The organism is Sporosarcina sp. 6E9, from assembly GCF_017921835.1.
In the GTDB taxonomy this organism is placed as follows: domain Bacteria; phylum Bacillota; class Bacilli; order Bacillales_A; family Planococcaceae; genus Sporosarcina.
The window spans coordinates 127,729-147,954 of sequence record NZ_JAGEMN010000006.1 but is presented as its reverse complement, the minus strand read 5'-3'; the positions used below and the strand labels follow the sequence as shown (position 1 = coordinate 147,954).

The window sequence follows — 20,226 nt, the reverse complement described above, 5'->3', positions numbered from 1 at the left end:
GCTCGACTTGCATGTATTAGGCATGCCGCCAGCGTTCGTCCTGAGCCAGGATCAAACTCTCCATAATAGAGAAACTTGAATAGCTCGAGTTTCATTTTGCTGACTTCGAATCCGAAGATTCGTTTTTTGTTTCGATTTAACGAAACGTTATATCTTGACGTTTTGCTGTTCAGTTTTCAAGGTTCATTATTTTATAAATTAAAAGCTAATCTATTTCACAAATGTAATTGAGACAGTAGCAACTGCTATCTTCCTCAACTCGACATATTCGCAACGCCCTCTAAAAGCGACTTCTTAAATATAACATCTCTGCCTAAAAGTGTCAAGAACTATTTTCACTAACGTTTAGTTCGAATTTCCCTCTCAAGCGACAAACAATAGAATAACACGGTATGACTTGATATGTCAACAAAAACTTTAATGGAGCATAGATAGTTGCTCCATTAAAGTATTCCACGCTCACTTGACTTGATATTCACGGTGCAAGATTAGCTCATTCTTAGACATGCTTTCTATTACTTTAATAAAACCTTTCTCAACTAGAAACTCAATGAACACCTCTAGTTCAATTGAATATACACGCAATTCTTCATGGTCATGAAGCTCTTGGATTTCCCAACTTTCTTTAGATGCCATAACTTCTAGAATATGTTGGGCACCATCTGCTGTTCTGTTATGAATAAAAAATTCGCTTGCAAGAAATAGAAGTTCAAGGCGTTTTTGTATTGGTTCATCGCTCGTAATCAATTCCTCATAAAGCTTATATATTGCCGGGTCTATTTTTTTAACTTGTGACCATACCGTAACCTCCGGCGAGATTCCCTTTTCAATGATTGCCAACCTAGCAAGAGAATGAAGTGAGTTAACAACATGATTATAAGCATCCATATAGTTTTCATGTTCATAAAATGTCTTTCCTTCTATATAAGCCCTAATAAGTCTAGATAACTCAATTCCCATCTTTATCTTTCTGCCGATGAATGGATACTCCAGCAATTCCCTTTTTAGTCGTTCGACATATTCATTGCGGTCAAAATAAATCTTGCCATAAAAAAGCCAATCAACCACTTTCCTTTGGGTACCAACCAATATCCATTTTTGCAATTGGCTTTCACTAATGACATGCATGGCAGCTATACCCGAACTCGAAGTGTAATGCTTTGTATAAATAGGTATCTCATCATCTGCTGTGATAATTAGAAGGATCGCGTCAAACATATCTGTTATCGGATCCCCTTCTCTTCTTTTTTCAACAAGAATGACGCCAAGTGTTTCGGGATCACTTGCACGTTCTTGATAAATTGATCTTAATACTTGTTCCACTCTCAAAACCTCCCTGCAGTATAACTTTCGACAATCATTGACTATATCCTTTATTCAAGTATCAAAAATTTCGTCTGAAATAAATTTATGCTATAGTAATTGAGGATGTACTAAGGAGGTACCTGTCGATGAAACCATATAAAAATAAAATAAATCGAATTAGATCATTTGCTTTATCACTCATATTCATAGGCGTAGTCATTATGTATCTGGGAATCTTCTTCAGAAAAAATGAAATCATAATGATTATCTTTATGTTGCTTGGCGTTCTAGCAATTCTAGGAAGTACGATTGTGTACGCATGGATTGGAACCTTGTCCACTCGTGCCGTTCAAATTGTTTGTCCTAATTGCGGTGGGCAAACAAAAATGCTTGGCCGCGTTGATATGTGCGGTCATTGCCGTGAACCACTTACACTAGACCCTTCTCTAGAGGGTAAGGAATTTGATGAAACGTATAACCGTCCAAACAAAAAATAAACGAAAGAAAAAAAGCATCCAGAAAGACTTCTACCAAGAAGGCTCGCTGGATGTTTTTTAATTAACTTCTGCACATGTTGGACAAGTTCCGTATACTTCCATCCGATGGGCATTAACTTGAAAACCAGTTACATGAGAAGCAAGGTGTTCAACTTCCTCCAAGCCGGGATAATGAAAATCTACTATCTTATCGCATTCAGTACAAATGATATGATAATGATCGTGTGTCACAAAATCAAAACGACTAGAGGAGTCACCATAGGGTAACTCTTTTATAAGGCTAACGCCTTGAAACACACGGAGATTGTTGTAAACCGTTGCAACACTCATATTTGGGAAGGTATTTGCAAGTGATTTATATATTTCATCGGCCGTCGGATGCGACTTAGAAGTAACGAGATATTCTAAAATGGCATGTCTTTGCGGAGTAATTCGTACTCCATTTTCTTTCAACGTGTCCAGCGCGCCTTTTAACGTGACATCAGACATCGCTATGCACCTCAATCCTATAGAGATTCTTACTTTATAATCATTACAATTAGTTTACTGAAAAAGGGCTGTGTTTGTCAACTAAAGCGATGCCTACACTTTTCTTAATACCCCGATTTTGGATTGATTACATTAATAAAGTTCTTATCATTCTCAATCCAGATCTTCATGTTCTTTTTAAATACGACAAGTGATCTTTCGATATATTTTCCTGACTTACTGGAAACATGTGGTGATACGGTACAATTTCTAAGCGACCAAAATTCATGACTTTCCGGTAACGGCTCTGTTTCAAATACATCCAAAACTGCATGTCCAATCACATTTTCTTTTAATGCTCTTAGAAGAACACCTTCATTAATGACATCGCCGCGGCCGAAATTCATGAACACGGCAGTGTCCTTCATAGCCTCCAGGTGTTCAGTAGTTAAAAGCCCTTTCGTCTCTGGCGTACTCGGCAAAACCGATATGACAAAATCGGCTACAGGCAATTTGTTCAATAAATCATTAAAAGTAATGATCTCATCCATCGAATCCACACTTCGACCTGTGCGATTACACCCAATCGTCTTTACCCCAAACGCCTGCAATAGACGACCGATTTCAGAACCGATTGCCCCAGGTCCCAAAATAAGCGCGGTACTTCCTTTAAGTTCAGTTGAATTAAATTTATTTGCCCACTTTTTCGTCTCTTGAATTGCATATATTTCAGGAATGGATCGCTTCAACGCCAACATATGCGCGAGAACTGATTCAGCCATCGGCGTCTTATGGATACCGCGCACATTCGTTATCAATATATTTCGCTTAGCTATTTCAAGCAACGGCATTTTTTCAACGCCAGCAGATGCAATCATGAGCCACTTGAGCGATTTTGCTCGATTAAGAACTGTTGTATCAATATTGCCGCCGTATGTCACAATCACATCGACCTTTTCAACCTCTTCATCTTCAATCGAACCGTTAAAATGAAATGATGCCGACGGAAACTCATCGATTAATGCTAACTTATCATGTTCTTTTATTTTAAACGTAAACAAAATCTCCATCATTCGTTCCCCCTAGAACTTATGCTTTTGTTATTTCTTGTAACGTTGCTAGTGCGTCTTCAATATGGCCTTTTACCCTAACTTTACGCCATTCTTTTACAACTTCCCCTGCAGGATTAATCAGAAAAGTAGAACGTTCAATCCCCATATATTCACGCCCAAAATTCTTCTTTAACTTCCAAACGCCATATTTTTCCGAAATTTCATGATTGTCATCAACCAGAAGCGAGAATGGTAATCCTTTGTTTTCGATGAATTTAGTATGTGAAGCCTCATCATCTGGACTAACGCCTAGAATAACTGCATTCAATTTACTAAAGTCTTTATACGAATCGCGAAAGTCACAAGCTTGCGTTGTACACCCAGGCGTTGCATCTTTCGGATAAAAATATAATACAACGTATTTTTTTCCTGTAAAATCAGCAAGTGAAACATTGTCACCTTTTTCATTGCGCAGTGTAAATTCTGGTGCTTGTTTTCCTTCAAGGTTTGTCATTATCGATTCCTCCATTATAATCTAGGGATAGGTCTTTCAAATACTTTCATTCTACTTAATGGTACTTGACACATCATTCACTTTCAATTTCTTTGGCGTATCAAGTGAATTTTGTTTAGAATAGAAAGGAAGGATACGAACGGAGGAAATAAAATGATTAGAACAAAGTCCGAAACAATTTATAACGAGGCAACCGACCATATCGTAGGTGGCGTTAATAGTCCATCAAGGGGATATCATGCAGTTGGTGGTGGTTCTCCTACTGTCATGGAACGTGCAGAAGGTGCATACTTCTGGGATGTAGATGGCAATAAATACATTGACTACTTGGCTGCATACGGTCCGATTATTACGGGTCACGCGCATCCGCATATTACAAAAGCAATTACACATGCAGCCGAAACTGGCGTTTTATACGGTACGCCGACACAACACGAGGTCAAGTTTGCGAAAATGTTAAAAGAAGCGATGCCGAAAATGGACAAAGTTCGTTTTGTCAACTCAGGAACGGAAGCGGTCATGACAACGATTCGTGTGTCTCGCGCTTATACGGGACGAACAAAGATCATGAAATTCGCTGGATGCTATCACGGACATTCCGACTTAGTCCTAGTTGCAGCAGGTTCCGGCCCAGCAACATTAGGAACTCCAGATTCTGCAGGTGTGCCGAAGTCAATCGCTGAAGAGGTAATTACAATTCCATTCAACCATCCAGATGCTTATAAAGAAGCAATGGCTAAATGGGGAGATGAAATTGCATGTATTCTAGTCGAACCGATTGTAGGGAATTTCGGAATTGTAGAACCGAATGAAGGATTTTTGGAACTTGTGCATGATTTAGCATCGAAACACGGTGCTCTGATTGTTTATGACGAAGTGATTACAGCATTCCGATTCCACTATGGCGGCGCGCAAGATATGCTAGGTCTAACGCCTGATTTAACTGCATTAGGTAAAATTATTGGCGGCGGCTTACCGATCGGTGCATACGGCGGTCGAAAAGAAATCATGGATCAAGTTGCACCTTTAGGGCCTGCTTACCAAGCGGGAACGATGGCTGGGAATCCCGCATCAATGCTTTCAGGTATCGCTTGTCTAGAAGTATTGCAAGAACCAGGAATTTACGATGAAATGGATCGACTTGGGGCGATACTGGAAGAAGGTATCGTAGCTTCTGCTAAAAAGCATGGAATAACGTTGACAACGAACCGTCTAGGCGGAGCGTTGACATTATTTTTCACGGATGTAAAAGTTGAAAACTATGAACAAGCTGAAGCTACAAATGGTGAAGTATTCGGCAAGTTTTTCAAGTTGTTACTAAAAAACGGGATCAATATTGCTCCGTCTAAGTATGAAGCTTGGTTTTTAACGACCGCCCATACGGAATCCATCATTAACGAAACAATTATCGCAGTTGATAAATCATTTGAGGAGCTTGCAGTTACCCTAGATAATTGATCAGGTAAATTAGCGAAAAAGTACTGTCCACTAAGAAAGGGAGATTTCCATGAGACTTGGTGCCCGCATCATTAAAACCGGTGTTGCGATTGTGTTGGCGTTATTCATAGCGGAATTACTCCAACTTCCGCAAACAGTATTCGCGGGAATCGCTGCAATTTTTGCGATTCAACCTTCTATTTACCGATCCTATTTAAGAATCGTCGAACAGATTCAAGGTAACGTCATCGGCGCGGTTATTGCAATTATATTTGTACTCATATTTGGTCATCAACTTGTTGTCATCGGGTTAGCCGCTGTAATCATTATTTTGATTATGAATAAATTAAAACTCGAAGCGTCCATTTCGATGGCACTCGTTATGATGATTGCCATTATGGAAATACAGAACGATGAATTTCTAATCTATGCCGTATTAAGATTTACAACGTTTTTCGTCGGTGTCTTTGCAGCATTTTTAGTCAATCTGCTCTTTCTACCGCCAAAATACGAAACCAAGTTGTTCCAATCAATCAATCAGACACAAGATGAGATTATTCGATGGACTCGAATTGCTGGCAGACAAACATCAGACCATATTTCAACAAAGATGGCACTAAAGACGATAAAAGATCGGCTTGCTGCAATCGAGCAGACATTTCTATTTTATAAAGAGGAACGTAGTTATTTTAAAAAAGTCACAAGAAACAAGGGAAGAAAGCTCGTTGTTTATCGCCAGATGATTGCGGCGTCAAGACGAAGTTATGAAGTACTCCAACGAATTCATAAATATGAAAATGAACTTATCGTGTTGCCGGAGCAATTTCGAATGATGGTTCAAGAACGACTTGATGCGCTTTTAACCTACCACGAACAGTTGCACCTTAAATTTGTTGGCAAGTTAAAACCTGAAAGCATGTCTTCCGATAATAATGAAGACTATATTCAACGACATGAAGTATTGGAGATTTTCGCGAAAGAAATCGCACTTACCAAAGAAGAAGAAGAATTCTCATCCTATCATCTACTTCATGTACTCTCTGCTATCTTGAATTACGAGGAGCAATTAGAACATTTGGATACGCTTATTGTCTCGATCCACAAGCACCATAAAGTCAATATAAATGTTGATTTTAACGAAGAAAGTTACTGAAAAAGATAATCCCGCCCATCGAGAGTGAATTGATGGGCGGGTTTTTTTAGTTTTTCATCCGGGGGTCCATTGCATCTCGTAATCCGTCCCCCATTAAGTTGAAACCAAGAACAGTTAGCATGATGGCAAGTCCCGGGAATATCATTGTCCATGGTGCTGATTGAAGATAATTTTTCGAGTCTGCGAGTATTTTTCCCCATTCAGGTTCTGGCGCGGCAGCACCGAGCCCGAGAAATCCAAGTGCGGCGGCTTCTAGGATTGCAGTCGCAATCGCTAATGTTCCTTGAACAATTACCGGCGCCATGGAATTGGGCAGTATATGCGAAAATAATATGCGCGCATCTTTCATACCTACCCCTTTAGCTGCGGTAATATATTCATCTTCTTTTATACTAAGCACTTTCGAGCGGATTAGCCGTCCGAAGTTCGGTACATTAATAATTGCAATTGCTATTAATGCATTTTGTAAGGAAGGACCTAGTACGGAAACAATCGCAATCGCTAGTAGTATTGATGGGAATGCAAGCATAATATCAAAAACTCTTGAAATGATTGTATCAACCCAGCGGCCATAATAACCAGCGATTATACCAAGCGCACTTCCGATAACGACCGACCCGATAACTGAAAAGAACCCGACCCACAACGAAATTCGTGCTCCGTGAATAATTCTAGATAAAATATCGCGTCCAAAGTCATCTGTTCCAAGCCAATACTCTGACGAAGGAGGTAGAAGACGATCAGCCATAAACTGTTCATTTATGCCTTCTTTTGCGATAAACGGGCCGACAATAGCTACGACTATAAAGAAAAATACGATTACCATGCCGACAACCGCTACTTTACTTTTCCTAAACCCTTTCCATGCTTCTCGCCAAGGCCCAGCTGATCGGTCAACTTTCGCCTCTGCGATTCCATCTACTTTTGGTAATAGTTCAGACATCGCGACTCCCCCTTTCCTTAATCATATTTAATCCTTGGGTCGATGAAGCTATACAATAAATCGACTAATAAATTTATCATGACAAAGAAAAATGCGATAATTAATATGCCCGACTGAATCACGGGGTAATCGCGATAACCAATTGCATCGTAAATGTATCTTCCGATGCCCGGCCAAGCAAAAATCGTTTCAGTTAATATTGCACCGCCGAGAAGCATCCCCATTTGCAACCCGATAATTGTTAATACTGGGATAATAGCGTTTTTAAGCGCGTGTTTGTAAACGACCCAAAACATTTTTTGTCCTTTAGCCCGTGCTGTGCGAATATAATCGGAACGCATTACTTCAAGCATGCTTGACCTCGTCATACGTGCAATAATTGCCATCGGTATGGTTGCTAACGCAAAACCCGGTAATATCAAATGGCGAATAACTTGCCATAGTTGGTCAAAACGTCCGGCTATTATCGTATCTATGACATATAAATTCGTTATTGACGCAACAGGATCCCGAACTTGCATCCGACCTGTTGTCGGCAACCAGCCCAACTCCAACGAAAATAGCCATTGTTCCATTAGACCGAGCCAAAAAATCGGCATTGAAACACCAACTAACGCAAGAACCATTGCCGTGTAATCGAACCAGGAGTTTTGAAACCACGCGGAAATAATTCCTGCATTAATACCAACAACGATTGCAATGATGATTGCAAATACTGCGAGTTCCGCAGTAGCTGCTAAATAGGGCCATATTTCATCCGCTACAGGTGCATGGGTTCTCATTGATTCGCCCAAATCCCCTTTGAATAAGGCACCAAGATATTTAAAGTATTGGATATACCATGGATTATCGAGTCCAAGTTTCACCGTCAATGCTTCGACAGCTTCCTTCGTCGCTTGTTGGCCAAGGATCATTTGTGCCGGATTACCCGGAATCGCTCGGATAATCATAAACACGATAAATGTCATCCCCAGCAAGACTGGGATAAGATGTAGCAACCTTCTCCCTATATAGTTTAGCAATCGATTCACCCCTTCGACTGAATAGCTTGGATTTTTATTTATATGTACAATTATTCGGAATAAAAAAGGGGAGAATCCAACAGACCCTCCCCCTTTTCATCACTTACTTAAAATCTACGTTTTTCAGGATATCCGAACCAGTAGGGTGTGGCATGAAACCTGTTAACTCTTTCGCCCCTCCAAGAAGTGGCGTCGAGTGTGCAAGTGGTACCCACGGTGCTTCTTCGTGAATGATTTCCTGTGCTTGTTCATAAAGCTCGATACGCTTATCTTCATCAACCTCTGATTGTGCTTCAATGAATAAATCATGCATTTCGTCATTTTTGAAGTACGTGTAGTTGTTGCTTCCGATATTATCTTCATCTAAAAGAACATAAAGGAAGTTATCCGCATCTCCGTTATCCCCAGTCCAACCAAGCATAAACGCATCCGCGTCCCCTTTACTGGCAAGTTCCAAGTATGTCGCCCATTCATGGGAAACAATTTTCGCTTTAACACCGATGTCTTCTAGGTTTTTTTGAATAACTTCGGCAACTTTTTCACCGTCCGGCATGTATGGACGAGGTACTGGCATTGCCCACAGTTCCATTTCAAATCCGTCTTCATAACCTGCTTCTTTTAGTAAATCTTTTGCTTTTTCCGGATCGTAATCGTAGCCTTTAATATCTTCGTTATATCCAGAAATTGATGGTGGCATTGGGTTTACAGCGATATTAGCACGCCCTTCAAAGAATGAATCGATGATTGTTTGTTTGTCAATCGCATGGTTCATCGCTTGACGAACTAATTTATTATCAAACGGCGGACGTGTCACGGTCAAACCGAGATAGCCGACGTTCATCGATGGACGTTCGAATAATTGCAAGTCAGCACTATCTTCAATCGATTTACCATCGGAAGGATTAATGCCGTCAGCAAGATCGATGTCGCCTGAAAGTAATGCATTTAAACGTGCTGAGTTATCTGGAATCGATAAGAAGATGACCTTTCCAAGTTTCGGAAGTCCTTCTTGCCAATACCCATCAAACTTTTCAATTGTGATAGAATCATTTGGTTTCCAGTCAACAAATTTGAATGGACCGGTTCCAACTGGGTTTCTAGCAAATTCATTGTCATCTTTTTCAAATGCAGTTGGGCTGGCAATTGCAAACATGTCCATCGCGATGTTCTTGAGGAACGGCGCTTGTGGTCTTTTCAGTTTAATAACGACTGTGAAATCACCTTCTGCTGTGACTGATTCAATGACGTGGCTTTCATCATCTTTAAATCCGCCGAACATCGATGCGTAATACGGGAACATTTCCTCGTCGCCGTTTGCCCATCTTTCAAAGTTTTTAACGACTGCATCCGCATTAAAGTCTGTACCATCATGGAATTTAATCCCCTCTTCTAAATCAAACGTATACGTAAGTCCATCCTCAGATGTGCTCCAGTCCTTTGCAAGTCCTTTGTTAATCGTCGTGTCTTGTTCACCAAAGTTTAGTAGCGTCTCAAAAAGATTCACAGTTACTTTGAACGTTTCACCTTCAGTAACGCGTGATGGGTCTAGTGATGTTGAATCGCCACCACGTCCAAACACTAGTGTTTCTCCACTACCATCCGTTTCTGTTTCCGTCCCTTTATCTCCGCTTTCTTCTTCTTTACTCCCTTTGTCTCCATCTTCGTTCCCGCATGCTGCAAGAACCATGGATAATGCGAGGAGAAGTAACAGCGCTAACGACCAAAACTTGCCTTTTCTCATGTAATGACCCCTCCATCAATTTTTATATCATTGTCGGCACCATCCGGATATAAATGGCACGCAACAGAATGACCTGCGTCAACTTCTATAAGCTTTGGAATTTCCCGCGTGCAAATGTCCATTTTAAACGGGCATCTTGTGTGGAATGTGCAACCTGTTGGGGGATCTGCTGGATTTGGTATATCCCCCTCTAGAAAAACTTCCTGTTTGACATAGTCTGGATCTGGAACTGGGACTGCTGATAATAAGGCTTGTGTATATGGATGAAGTGGTTTTGCATAAAGGTCTTCACTCTCTGAAACTTCCACCATTTTCCCTAGATACATAACGCCCACTCGATCACTAATGTGGCGAACCACTCCAAGATCATGGGCGATAAAGATATAAGTTAAATTAAATTCTTTTTGCAAGTCTTGCATTAAATTAAGTACTTGTGCTTGGATTGATACATCAAGCGCAGATACCGGTTCATCCGCAATAATTAATTTTGGATTTGTCATGAGCGCTCTTGCGATGCCGATTCGCTGTCGTTGCCCGCCACTAAACTGATGCGGGTAGCGTTTTGCATGAAAGTCGCTTAATCCGACAACTTCTAAAAATTCATGAATTTTAGCATTTCGTTCCTTGACGCTTTTCATACCATGGACCAGTAAAGGTTCTCCTAAAATCTTTTCGATGGTATGTCTTGGATTTAAAGAAGCATAGGGATCTTGAAATACCATTTGAATATCGCGTCTCGTTTTCCGCATTTCTTCCGCGGATAGTTTTGTGATATCTTTCCCATCAAACTCAACCGTACCTTCTGTTGGTTCAAGTAACCTTAGTAGCATACGACCAGTTGTTGATTTACCGCATCCTGATTCACCAACAATTCCTAGCGTTTCACCTTCATTCACGTAAAAGGATATATCATCCACTGCTTTTACTTGGCCTGCAACTCGTCCAAGCATTCCTTTTTTAATCGGAAAATACTTTTTCAAGTTTTCAACTTTCAATAAGGGTTTTGTCATGTGCTTCGACTCCTTTTTTGTCATACAGGAAGCACCTTGTTTGATGAGCCGAAGATGTTTCGTATAGTTCAGGATTTTCTTGTAGACAACGGTCAAATGCAAACTCGCAACGTTCAGCAAATCGGCATCCACGTTCGATTGTACCCGGCCTTGGTACGTTCCCGGCGATTGAAAAGAGTCGATCCTTTTTATATCTAATGTCTGGAACCGATTGAATTAGCCCTTTCGTGTACGGGTGCTCAGGATTTTCAAAAATCGTCTTTACGGGTGCTTCTTCAATTATTTGACCCGAATACATGACAATTACACGTTCGCACGTTTCAGCGACAACGCCGAGGTCATGCGTAATGAGAAGAACCGCGGTATTTAAACGCGTATTTAATTCTTTCATCAACTTTAGGATTTGCGCTTGAATGGTCACATCTAGCGCCGTTGTCGGTTCATCTGCGATTAATACAGTCGGATCACAAACGAGCGCCATGGCAATCATGACTCGCTGTCTCATTCCTCCTGATAATTGGTGGGGATAATCTTTCATTAAATCGCTGGCTCTAGGTAAGCCTACAAGTGTCAGCATTTCAACTGCTCTTTCGGTAGCTTTCTTCTTCGACCACTTCTTATTATGAATTAAGACCGCCTCAATTAGCTGATTGCCTATTGTAAAAAGTGGATTTAACGAAGTCATTGGCTCCTGAAATATCATTGCAATATCATTCCCGCGCACATGGCGCATTTGGGTTTCCGACATTTTCAGTAAGTCTCGGTCTTTAAAGAGTATTTCTCCTCCGACAATCTTTCCAGGCGGGCTCGGTACAAGCCCCATAATTGATAGCGAAGTTACACTTTTTCCACAGCCTGATTCCCCGACAATGCCAAGAACTTCGCCTTCTTTTAAATGGAAGTCAATATGATCCACTGCTGGTATTTCCCCTGAGTCTGTGAAAAAAGTAGTCTGTAGATTTTTCACTTGAAGAACGGATTTTCGATTATCCACCAGATCACCCTTTTCTAATTTCTTATTGGTATTCTGATTAATTCGTATATGACAATTATACTGATAATATAAAATATTACAACTGCGATTCAGGATTATTGTTTTATGTATTAAAAAAACGTTATCGTTGTCCCTTATAAGGACGACGATAACGTCTAGTCATTTAAATATGTTGCACTTGGAATAAACCGAAGTAGATTCCTTCTTTTTTCATTAACTCCTCATGTGTTCCCATTTCTTTCACTTCGCCTGCATCGACTACAAATATCTTATCGGCATGCGTAATGGTTGATAATCTGTGGGCAACTACAAGTGTCGTTCTTTCATGTGCCAAAACTTCTAGAGACTCTTGGATAAGTGCTTCACTTTCAAGGTCTAGTGCCGAAGTTGCTTCGTCTAAAATAAGAAGTGGCGGATTTTTCAAGAATACGCGTGCGATAGCAATGCGTTGTTTTTGACCTCCTGAAAGTTTAACACCACGCTCCCCGACAGTAGTTTCATACCCTTCCGGAAGCTCTTTGATGAAATCATGCGCATTGGCTGCGACCGCCGCCGCAATGACTTCTTCATCCGTTGCATCAGGTTTTCCCATTAAAATATTACTCTTCACGGAATCGCTAAATAAAATACTGTCTTGCAACACTATCCCGATTTGATCTCGTAATGATTTCACTTGAACATCTCTGATATCATGCCCATCTATTCGAACTGCGCCGCTCTTCACATCATGAAAACGCGGGATCAACCCGACAATGGTCGATTTCCCTCCGCCGCTCATCCCTACAAATGCAACTGTTTCACCAGGGTTCGCTTTGAAACTAATGCCTTTCAATACCTCTTCCCCGTTTTCCTCATAGGCGAAACTGACATTATCGAACTCGATTTCCCCATTAATGTTAGGTAGTGGAACTGCGTTTTCTTTATCAGTTATGTCATACTTTTCTTCCATTAATTCAAACACGCGGTCCATGGATGCAAAAGATTGCGTCAGCGATGTTGACGAATTCACAAGTCTACGAAGCGGACTATACACGCGATCAATAAATGCAATAAACGCAACCATTGTACCAACGGAGAGATTTCCATTTATTACTTGGTATCCGGCATATCCAAGAACGAGAAGCGGGGCCACATCGGTAATGGTATTGACTACAGCGAAAGCTTTTGCATTCCATCGCGTATGATCAATTGCTTTTTCTAAAAAGGTACCATTGGTTTCATTGAATTTTTCTTGCTCGACATCTTCCAATGCAAAACTTTTAATAACACTGACACCTGAAACACGTTCGTGTAAATAACTTTGGACATCCGCAAGCGCTTGCGACCGTTTTCGTGTCAAAATACGAAGCTTCCCGAAGAAATGCTTTACGCTATAACCGTAAAAAGGAAATGCGAGAAGCGTTACAATTGTCAACGGAATATCCATTGTTAACATGATTCCAACAGCGATTAGAATTGTCGCCAAGTCGAGCCAAACGTTCATAAGTCCAATCATGACAAAGTTTCTTGTTTGTTCAACATCGTTAATAACGCGTGAAATGATCTCGCCTGCTCGCGTATTCGAGTAATAACGAAGGCTGAGCTTTTGTAGATGCGAATACAAATTTTCACGAATATCATATAAGATTTTATTGCTCACATACTGCGCATAATATTGTCGGTAGTATTCAACTGGTGGACGGACGATAAAAAATACCAACATCGTTCCGCCAAGCCAGTAAAATAATTGTTTCGTCGCTTCCTGCGCTGATAAGGACGGTTCCCCGATAATGTCATCAATGACAATTCTGATTAATAGCGGCATGAAAAGTGGTATAGCGAATTTAATGATACCTATGACTAATGTAAGTAATATCAACCATTTGTATGGCTTAACAAATTTTAAATAACGTTTAATACTGCCACCCATCCATTTTCCTCCTACTACAATAAAGCTTATTCGTTGTGCGGCGGTTTCTCACTGCTCCGAATTTTCTTTTGAAATTCATATCTTGCTGTCCACGCTTCGATAAAGTCTGGCGCAAACGGACCGCGACGTTGCTTAATCCAACTCAGTAATTTATCAAGATTATTATATAATATTTGATCTATCACATCTGGATAGTTCATCTGTTTTTTATGATCCTCATATTCATCTTCGTCCAAAATCATGTAACTCATATCTGGAAATACTTTTACATCCAGATCGTAATCGATATATTTCAACGTTTTGTTATTATAAACGAATGGAGAACTCATATTAACGTAATAATAAACACCATCTTCTCTGAGCATGCAAATAATATTAAACCAATACTCTGCATGGAAATAACAAATTGATGGTTCTCGGGTAACCCACGTTCGTCCATCCGCTTCTGTGACTAGAGTCCGTTCGTTGCCGCCAATCACAATATTACGGGTTCCTTTTAATACGGTTGTTTCTTGCCACACGCGATGGATATTTCCATCATGTTTATAACTATGTACTTGTATTGTTTCCCCTTCCTTAGGAATCACCATTTTTTCATCCCACCTTTTCGTTGCCCTAAAGTTTCGATATGCTTATATGATTTCACTAGTATATCAATAGAACTCTGAAAGATGAAACCATAGCATTTAAATATGCCATATTTTCAGGAATATCAAAAAACCGGCAGAAGCTTTTAGCTTCTGCCGGCAGGTGATGTCCATCCACTTACTTAGAACCGTTTTCGAATCGATTCGCACGCATACCTGAAGACTGTTGTTGCTTTTTAGCTTCAGACTGCTGGTTTTGTTGCCTAACCTGATTCACATCAGTCTCGGAACCAAACTCTTCCCCCATTGGGTTTTGAGTTTGCCCTTGCAATGATTGCTGGTTTTGTTGCCTAACTTTGTTCACGTTAGTTTGATTCGGGTTTTGGTTTTTAGTCATGGATATTCACCTCCGTGCTCATTAACATGTGCAGAAAATTATTTTTTATCCATTTATTTTTTATTTACATGACGATTGATCGTCCGCCGTCCACAATAAGCGTTTGACCGCAAATCATGTTCGAGTCATCAGATATTAAGAACATCGCTGTTTTTACCATGTCATCAATTTCGACCATACGACCTGCTGGTGTATTTTTTCTGGCATCATCTAGTAGTTCATCACGGTTCGGAAAATGTTTTAACGCATCTGTATCAAGCGCACCTCCAGAAACGGAGTTCACAATAATGCCTTTTGGCGCGAATTCGACTGCTAGATAACGCGTTAACGATTCAATTGCTGCTTTCGATACGCCAATTGTTGTGTAATTTTCAAGATACCGAATTGAACCGAGTGAACTTATGCCAATTATTTTACCGCCGTTATCCATGAGTTTAGCCGCTTCTTGTGCGCCAAATAACATCGCTTTCGCATTAATATTCATCGTCCAATCCCAATGTGTTTCTTCGAGTTCCATTATCGGACGCAAAACGCCTGATGCCGCATTTGAAACAAATACATCTAGTCTTCCGAATTCTTCTTTTACCTGTTCGAACATTGCGCGAAGCTTTTTTACATCTCCCACATTCGCTCGGAGCATGATTGCTTTTCTACCTAGCGCTTCGATTTCTTTTACAGTTTCTTCAGCTGCTGATTTGCTACGTGCATAGTTCACAACAATGTCGTATCCATTTTTCGCAAGTTCAATCGCCAACGCTTTTCCTAATCCTCTAGAACTTCCCGTTACCATAGCTACTTTATTTTCAGTCATTTTTAAATTCCTCCATTTTTAATCGATTCCCATATCTTTATAATTGGAACGGGTTTGGGCAAAGTTTCAACTTCATCTTTAGTAAAAAATTGATAACCTTCTGGAACTGGTTCTTCTTCGTTTAATCGGGCCCGATACCCATTCATTTCCCATGTTATGTGCGTAAATATATGTTTAAAGGCAATCACTTCGCTAAGTGATTTTATAGGTAAGCCAATTTCAGCCGTGAAGATTTCAATTGGCTTACGATCGTCCTTCACTTCAATGATGGGAAACTCCCATAAATTTGCAAGAAGCCCAGTCTTAGGACGCTTTCTTAGTAACCAGTCACCATTTTTATTTTGGATTGCAAATGATGCAACGGGAACGATTTTACTTTTTTTCTTTCGCGTTCGAACCGGCAACTCATCTTGTCGTCCTTCATCAAAAGCAGAACAAAAAGTTCTCACAGGACATAGAAGACATTTCGGTCTCGGTGTACAGATTGTTGCGCCTAGTTCCATTAGTCCTTGATTGAAAGAGGATGGATCTTCTTGGTCAATTAATTCCATAATTACTTCTTCGAAGATTCGTTTCGTTCTTGGAATGGTAATATCTTCTTCAATTAGCAAAAGTCTTGAGAGTACCCGCATGACATTTCCGTCTACTGCATGTTCAGGTATACCGAAAGCAATACTAAGTACAGCGCCGGCAGTATATGGGCCGACACCTTTTAAAGTAGAGATTTCTTTTCGATTTTCCGGGACTTTACTGTCGTACTTTTCAACAACTTCTCGAACGCCAGATTGCAGGTTCCGAGCACGAGAATAGTAGCCAAGTCCTTCCCACATTTTCAACAATTCATCTTCATCTGCATTCGCCAGGGATTCCATCGTAGGATATCTTGTGATAAAGCGGTTATAGTATGGAATTACTGTATCGACACGTGTTTGTTGCAGCATCACTTCCGACACCCATATGTAGTAGGGATTGGATGTTTGTCGCCATGGTAAGTCTCTTTTTTCGTCGTTATACCACGAAATTAGGGCATTACAAAATTTATCTTTTTCTTCTATTATTCGCATGTTTTCCTCCATAAAGCGTATGTTATGATTAAGCAGAAAAGGGTATACAAGAATTAAGGACATCCCTATGCACAATTCTCGATTCCATGTTAGGGAGAAAAGCAAGTGTCTTCCGACAAAAGGAGCTGATTTTTTGGACACTGGAACTCATGTCGTCATGGGTGTTGCAATATGCGGGATAGCCCTATCTGACCCAGTCGTTTCAGCAGATGCAGTGACGACTAGCGCGGTATTTTCAGGAATTGTCGTCGGTTCGCTAATCCCCGACATCGACACCGTTTTAAAACTTAGAAATAACGCAGTATACATTCGCCACCATCGCGGAATCACGCATTCGATTCCCGCGGTATTACTTTGGCCGCTTCTACTAACTGTCATCTTGACGTTACTTTTCCCAGGGGCCAACTTTATCCATGTATGGGCATGGTCATTTTTAGCCGTATTTCTCCATGTATTTGTTGATATCTTTAATTCATATGGAACGCAAGCTTTGCGGCCATTCTCCAAAAAGTGGGTCGCAATAGGCGTGATCAATACATTCGACCCCGTTATTTTTGTGTTACATCTATTAGCCATAACGGTGTGGTTATTCGGAGTCGAACCGATTTATCCGATATCGATTATGTATGGAATCATCTTCATCTACTATTTGCTGCGGTTTGCGTTAAAATATGCGGTAATACGTGCCGTTGCACATACTATTCCCGATGCAGACGAAATTATTATTGCGCCGACAATCCGTTTTTTCCAATGGAGAGTAGCGGCTTCTTCCCCGACATGTCATTATGTTGGGCGTGCTTATGGACGTTCGATTACGATTTTCGATCGATTTACAAAAGATCCACTACCTGAACTTCCAGAAGTAAGAGCTGCCTTAGAGGACAATAATATAAAAGCATTCACTGCATTTTCACCAATTTATAGATGGGAATTAACGAAAATTGGTGATTTATGCGAGATTCGCTTAATTGATTTACGTTATCGAAATAAAGATTATTACCCATTTGTTGCAGTCGCTCATGTGGATTCGGAAATGAATGTCATTAATTCGTATACTGGATGGATATTTTCCGAAGAAAAGCTCAATAAAAAATTAAACTTTATACCTCATTCTTGAAAAAACAAAAGCGCGGGACCCTGAAGCTAGACCAAATGAAAAGCTATGACATATTTCATGTTCATAGCTTTTCTCTAGTTTACTTCCCCGTTTTCACCGGTTTCAACATCGATATAGGCAGGGCTTCCTTTGCCAGATTGCCACCCAGTCTGTGCCCCCAAGCAAAGCGTCCTTTTAAGTAGTCAACTTGAAAAAACATTCCTTCATCGCCTTCGATGCGATAAATTTCTCCAATTTCAATTGTAGCTGGATCGATTAAAAAGGCTTCGGCCATCAACATTTTCCGCTGATAAACCGCGAACTCGTTTAGAATACCGAGTTGTTCTGCTTTACGTGCTTTTTCTCGTAAATTTGCGATTTCGCCGCGTAATTCATGTTCTGTCATTTCGCTGTATTTTTTCTCAGTTGTCATCTTCATTCTCCTTCATCTCGATAAACCGATCTATTCGTTCAAACGGAATTCCTTTTTGATACAAGGATTGTTTTACTCGATTATTACGGTCTCTGCCACTAAATCTCGAACTGTATCGGCGCCATGCTTTCTCACCAATCGACTCAATTACTTCAGCCCACTCATCTTCATCAATGGATAAATCTATATTTTCTAAAGCCTGCTTAATAATTTCATAGGAATACCCTTTGCGTAATAAAACATTATGAATTCGCTGTTTGGTTTGAGCAGGTGATTGTGAACGTTTTTTTGAAGCTTCTTTTTCTGCAAGATTCCTGGCAATTTCAATTTGCTCCTCTTCAGTATAGGAATCCAGCACTTGTTCCTGCAATTCCTTTCCAATCCCTTTCTTTTGAAGTTCTTGTTGAATTGCACGGGGACCTCGACTTGAAGATCTTTTTTGTGTTTCCAATAAAGCTTCCGAAAATGTTTCATCGTTCAGAAAACCGAGGTTTCTTAACTTCACAATTGCTTCTAATACAATCGCTTCACCATACCCGATTTCCAATAGCTTTTGTTTCACTTCAAACTCACTTCGCATACGGAACCCGAGGTAATGAAGCGCGCGATTGAATGCTTTACGAATTTCATCTTCATAAACCATCTCGTCGACAGACCAATCTTCCAACGTCATACCTTTTGTTAATTCAAATTTAACCAAAACGGATTCATGAACGCTGAACGCATACTTTTCATCTAGGAAAATATTATAGCGTTCCTTATCTCTCTTTTGTTGTGTTATCTTTGTAATAACAGGCACGTTAATCCCTCCTGTACTTTCCTTTAGTATACATGTTCTGTCTAATTGATTCAGCAAAACAAATTATTTTTATATGACGGAGGCGATAAGAATGAAAATAGTACTTGCAGGTGGCTCTGGATTAATAGGTCAAAAAGTAACTGAAGTTTTGCAAGAAGCTGGTCATCAAGTTGTGATACTAACCAGGAAAAATGTGATGGATGATCAACATGTGGAATGGCTTTCTGAAGGTCTTTTACCGGAAGATGCAATCGGGTATGCGGATGCTTTTATTAACCTCGCGGGCGTGTCAATTAATGATGGTCGTTGGTCAGAAAATCATCAACGACTAATTTATGAAAGCAGAATGACGGCTACGGATGAACTCCTACGAATCATTCGCGCGCTTCCTAAAGCGCCGTCAATATTGATCAATGCGAGTGCGATAGGAATTTATCCGGCAGACAAGCACAAGCTTTATAATGAGCAATCAAATGAAGTTGCAAGTGATTTTCTTGGGAAGACCGTGCATGATTGGGAACAAAAAGCATTAAGCGCTGAAAAGGACGGACTTCGTGTTGTTTGCACGAGATTCGGCGTCGTGCTCAGTCTAGACGGTGGAGCTTTCCCGCTTATGGCGCTTCCTTATAAATTATTTGCAGGCGGTACTGTTGGGACAGGTAAACAATGGGTATCCTGGGTGCATATCAATGACGTTGCCCGCGCGATTTTATTTGCGATTGAAAACCGGAATCTAAGCGGACCTGTAAACGTCACGGCCCCATCTCCAAAACGCATGAAAGAATTTGGGCAAACAATTGGCGCTGTCCTCAGAAGACCTCATTGGATTCCAATGCCTTCTTTTGCAATGAAATTAGCGCTTGGTAAAAAAAGTGCTTTGGTATTGACAGGTCAACATGTAAAGCCTGAAAAATTACTTGAAAATGACTTCGAATTTTCATTTCCCACATTGGAATCAGCCTTAGAAAATCTACTTACTAAAAACGTATAATTA

At 40.4% G+C, this 20,226-nt stretch carries 21 protein-coding genes and 1 rRNA gene; 5 read left to right on the top strand and 17 right to left on the bottom strand.

Translation table 11 applies throughout. The features are described from left to right. Nucleotides 1-67 (bottom strand): 16S ribosomal RNA (locus J4G36_RS17080); the annotation flags it as partial. 392 nt (nucleotides 68-459) lie between these two features. After that, the gene (locus J4G36_RS17075) at nucleotides 460-1,323 is read right to left on the bottom strand and encodes a nucleotidyltransferase-like protein (RefSeq protein ID WP_210471611.1); all 864 of its coding nucleotides are present in this window, start codon (nucleotides 1,321-1,323) and stop codon (nucleotides 460-462) included. A 128-nt stretch (nucleotides 1,324-1,451) separates the two neighbouring features. On the opposite strand from J4G36_RS17075, the gene J4G36_RS17070 reads away from it, so the two are divergent. Next, nucleotides 1,452-1,802: a YgzB family protein gene (locus tag J4G36_RS17070; RefSeq protein ID WP_210471609.1), complete on the top strand. Its 351-nt coding sequence runs from the start codon at nucleotides 1,452-1,454 to the stop codon at nucleotides 1,800-1,802. Nucleotides 1,803-1,859: 57 nt separating this feature from the next. Here J4G36_RS17070 and perR read toward each other — a convergent pair whose 3' ends face one another. From perR to bcp, 3 genes are all read right to left on the bottom strand, one after another. Next, on the bottom strand, nucleotides 1,860-2,291 hold the full coding sequence (gene perR / locus J4G36_RS17065; RefSeq protein WP_210471608.1) for a peroxide-responsive transcriptional repressor PerR: 432 nt from the start codon (nucleotides 2,289-2,291) through the stop codon (nucleotides 1,860-1,862). Nucleotides 2,292-2,395: 104 nt separating this feature from the next. Continuing rightward, the gene (locus tag J4G36_RS17060) at nucleotides 2,396-3,340 is read right to left on the bottom strand and encodes a D-2-hydroxyacid dehydrogenase (RefSeq protein ID WP_210471621.1); all 945 of its coding nucleotides are present in this window, start codon (nucleotides 3,338-3,340) and stop codon (nucleotides 2,396-2,398) included. 19 nt (nucleotides 3,341-3,359) lie between these two features. Further along, nucleotides 3,360-3,836 (bottom strand): thioredoxin-dependent thiol peroxidase, encoded by a 477-nt coding sequence (gene bcp / locus J4G36_RS17055; protein WP_210471607.1) that lies wholly within the window; start codon nucleotides 3,834-3,836, stop codon nucleotides 3,360-3,362. 153 nt (nucleotides 3,837-3,989) lie between these two features. On the opposite strand from bcp, the gene J4G36_RS17050 reads away from it, so the two are divergent. Continuing rightward, complete coding sequence (locus J4G36_RS17050; RefSeq protein ID WP_210471606.1) at nucleotides 3,990-5,294, top strand: glutamate-1-semialdehyde 2,1-aminomutase; 1,305 nt, start codon at nucleotides 3,990-3,992, stop codon at nucleotides 5,292-5,294. Between the two features lie 49 nt (nucleotides 5,295-5,343). Continuing rightward, on the top strand, nucleotides 5,344-6,426 hold the full coding sequence (locus J4G36_RS17045; RefSeq protein ID WP_210471605.1) for an FUSC family protein: 1,083 nt from the start codon (nucleotides 5,344-5,346) through the stop codon (nucleotides 6,424-6,426). A gap of 46 nt (nucleotides 6,427-6,472) precedes the next feature. Here J4G36_RS17045 and J4G36_RS17040 read toward each other — a convergent pair whose 3' ends face one another. From J4G36_RS17040 to mutY, 10 genes are all read right to left on the bottom strand, one after another. After that, nucleotides 6,473-7,369: an ABC transporter permease gene (locus J4G36_RS17040; protein ID WP_210471604.1), complete on the bottom strand. Its 897-nt coding sequence runs from the start codon at nucleotides 7,367-7,369 to the stop codon at nucleotides 6,473-6,475. A 17-nt stretch (nucleotides 7,370-7,386) separates the two neighbouring features. Continuing rightward, on the bottom strand, nucleotides 7,387-8,391 hold the full coding sequence (locus J4G36_RS17035) for an ABC transporter permease (RefSeq protein WP_210471603.1): 1,005 nt from the start codon (nucleotides 8,389-8,391) through the stop codon (nucleotides 7,387-7,389). Nucleotides 8,392-8,494: 103 nt separating this feature from the next. Continuing rightward, the gene (locus J4G36_RS17030; RefSeq protein WP_210471602.1) at nucleotides 8,495-10,132 is read right to left on the bottom strand and encodes an ABC transporter substrate-binding protein; all 1,638 of its coding nucleotides are present in this window, start codon (nucleotides 10,130-10,132) and stop codon (nucleotides 8,495-8,497) included. Then, nucleotides 10,129-11,142: an ABC transporter ATP-binding protein gene (locus tag J4G36_RS17025; RefSeq protein WP_210471601.1), complete on the bottom strand. Its 1,014-nt coding sequence runs from the start codon at nucleotides 11,140-11,142 to the stop codon at nucleotides 10,129-10,131. Before J4G36_RS17025 ends, J4G36_RS17030 begins: the two co-directional genes overlap by 4 nt. Further along, nucleotides 11,117-12,136: an ABC transporter ATP-binding protein gene (locus tag J4G36_RS17020; protein ID WP_210471600.1), complete on the bottom strand. Its 1,020-nt coding sequence runs from the start codon at nucleotides 12,134-12,136 to the stop codon at nucleotides 11,117-11,119. Before J4G36_RS17020 ends, J4G36_RS17025 begins: the two co-directional genes overlap by 26 nt. Nucleotides 12,137-12,299: 163 nt before the next feature. Continuing rightward, entirely contained in the window at nucleotides 12,300-14,045 is a 1,746-nt protein-coding gene (locus tag J4G36_RS17015; protein WP_210471599.1) for an ABC transporter ATP-binding protein, read from the bottom strand. A 26-nt stretch (nucleotides 14,046-14,071) separates the two neighbouring features. Further along, nucleotides 14,072-14,635 (bottom strand): nucleoside tri-diphosphate phosphatase, encoded by a 564-nt coding sequence (gene ntdP, locus J4G36_RS17010; protein ID WP_210471598.1) that lies wholly within the window; start codon nucleotides 14,633-14,635, stop codon nucleotides 14,072-14,074. A gap of 175 nt (nucleotides 14,636-14,810) precedes the next feature. Next, nucleotides 14,811-15,029 (bottom strand): gamma-type small acid-soluble spore protein, encoded by a 219-nt coding sequence (locus J4G36_RS17005; RefSeq protein ID WP_210471597.1) that lies wholly within the window; start codon nucleotides 15,027-15,029, stop codon nucleotides 14,811-14,813. 64 nt (nucleotides 15,030-15,093) lie between these two features. Beyond that, nucleotides 15,094-15,840, bottom strand: coding sequence for an enoyl-[acyl-carrier-protein] reductase FabL (gene fabL / locus J4G36_RS17000; protein ID WP_210471596.1), 747 nt, complete (start codon nucleotides 15,838-15,840; stop codon nucleotides 15,094-15,096). A gap of 2 nt (nucleotides 15,841-15,842) precedes the next feature. Then, nucleotides 15,843-16,904, bottom strand: coding sequence for an A/G-specific adenine glycosylase (gene mutY / locus J4G36_RS16995; RefSeq protein WP_210471595.1), 1,062 nt, complete (start codon nucleotides 16,902-16,904; stop codon nucleotides 15,843-15,845). A gap of 133 nt (nucleotides 16,905-17,037) precedes the next feature. On the opposite strand from mutY, the gene J4G36_RS16990 reads away from it, so the two are divergent. Next, nucleotides 17,038-18,021, top strand: a complete 984-nt coding sequence (locus tag J4G36_RS16990; RefSeq protein WP_210471594.1) for a metal-dependent hydrolase — start codon at nucleotides 17,038-17,040, stop codon at nucleotides 18,019-18,021. A gap of 79 nt (nucleotides 18,022-18,100) precedes the next feature. On the opposite strand, the gene J4G36_RS16985 is transcribed toward J4G36_RS16990, so the two are convergent. Next, nucleotides 18,101-18,433: a YfhH family protein gene (locus J4G36_RS16985; RefSeq protein WP_210471593.1), complete on the bottom strand. Its 333-nt coding sequence runs from the start codon at nucleotides 18,431-18,433 to the stop codon at nucleotides 18,101-18,103. After that, nucleotides 18,423-19,232, bottom strand: coding sequence for a recombination regulator RecX (recX, locus tag J4G36_RS16980; RefSeq protein ID WP_210471592.1), 810 nt, complete (start codon nucleotides 19,230-19,232; stop codon nucleotides 18,423-18,425). The genes J4G36_RS16985 and recX overlap by 11 nt, the downstream gene beginning before the upstream one ends. Nucleotides 19,233-19,323: 91 nt before the next feature. Here recX and J4G36_RS16975 point away from each other — a divergent pair, with 91 nt between their 5' ends. Beyond that, nucleotides 19,324-20,223: a TIGR01777 family oxidoreductase gene (locus J4G36_RS16975; protein ID WP_210471591.1), complete on the top strand. Its 900-nt coding sequence runs from the start codon at nucleotides 19,324-19,326 to the stop codon at nucleotides 20,221-20,223. The last annotated feature ends 3 nt before the right edge of the window (nucleotides 20,224-20,226 follow it).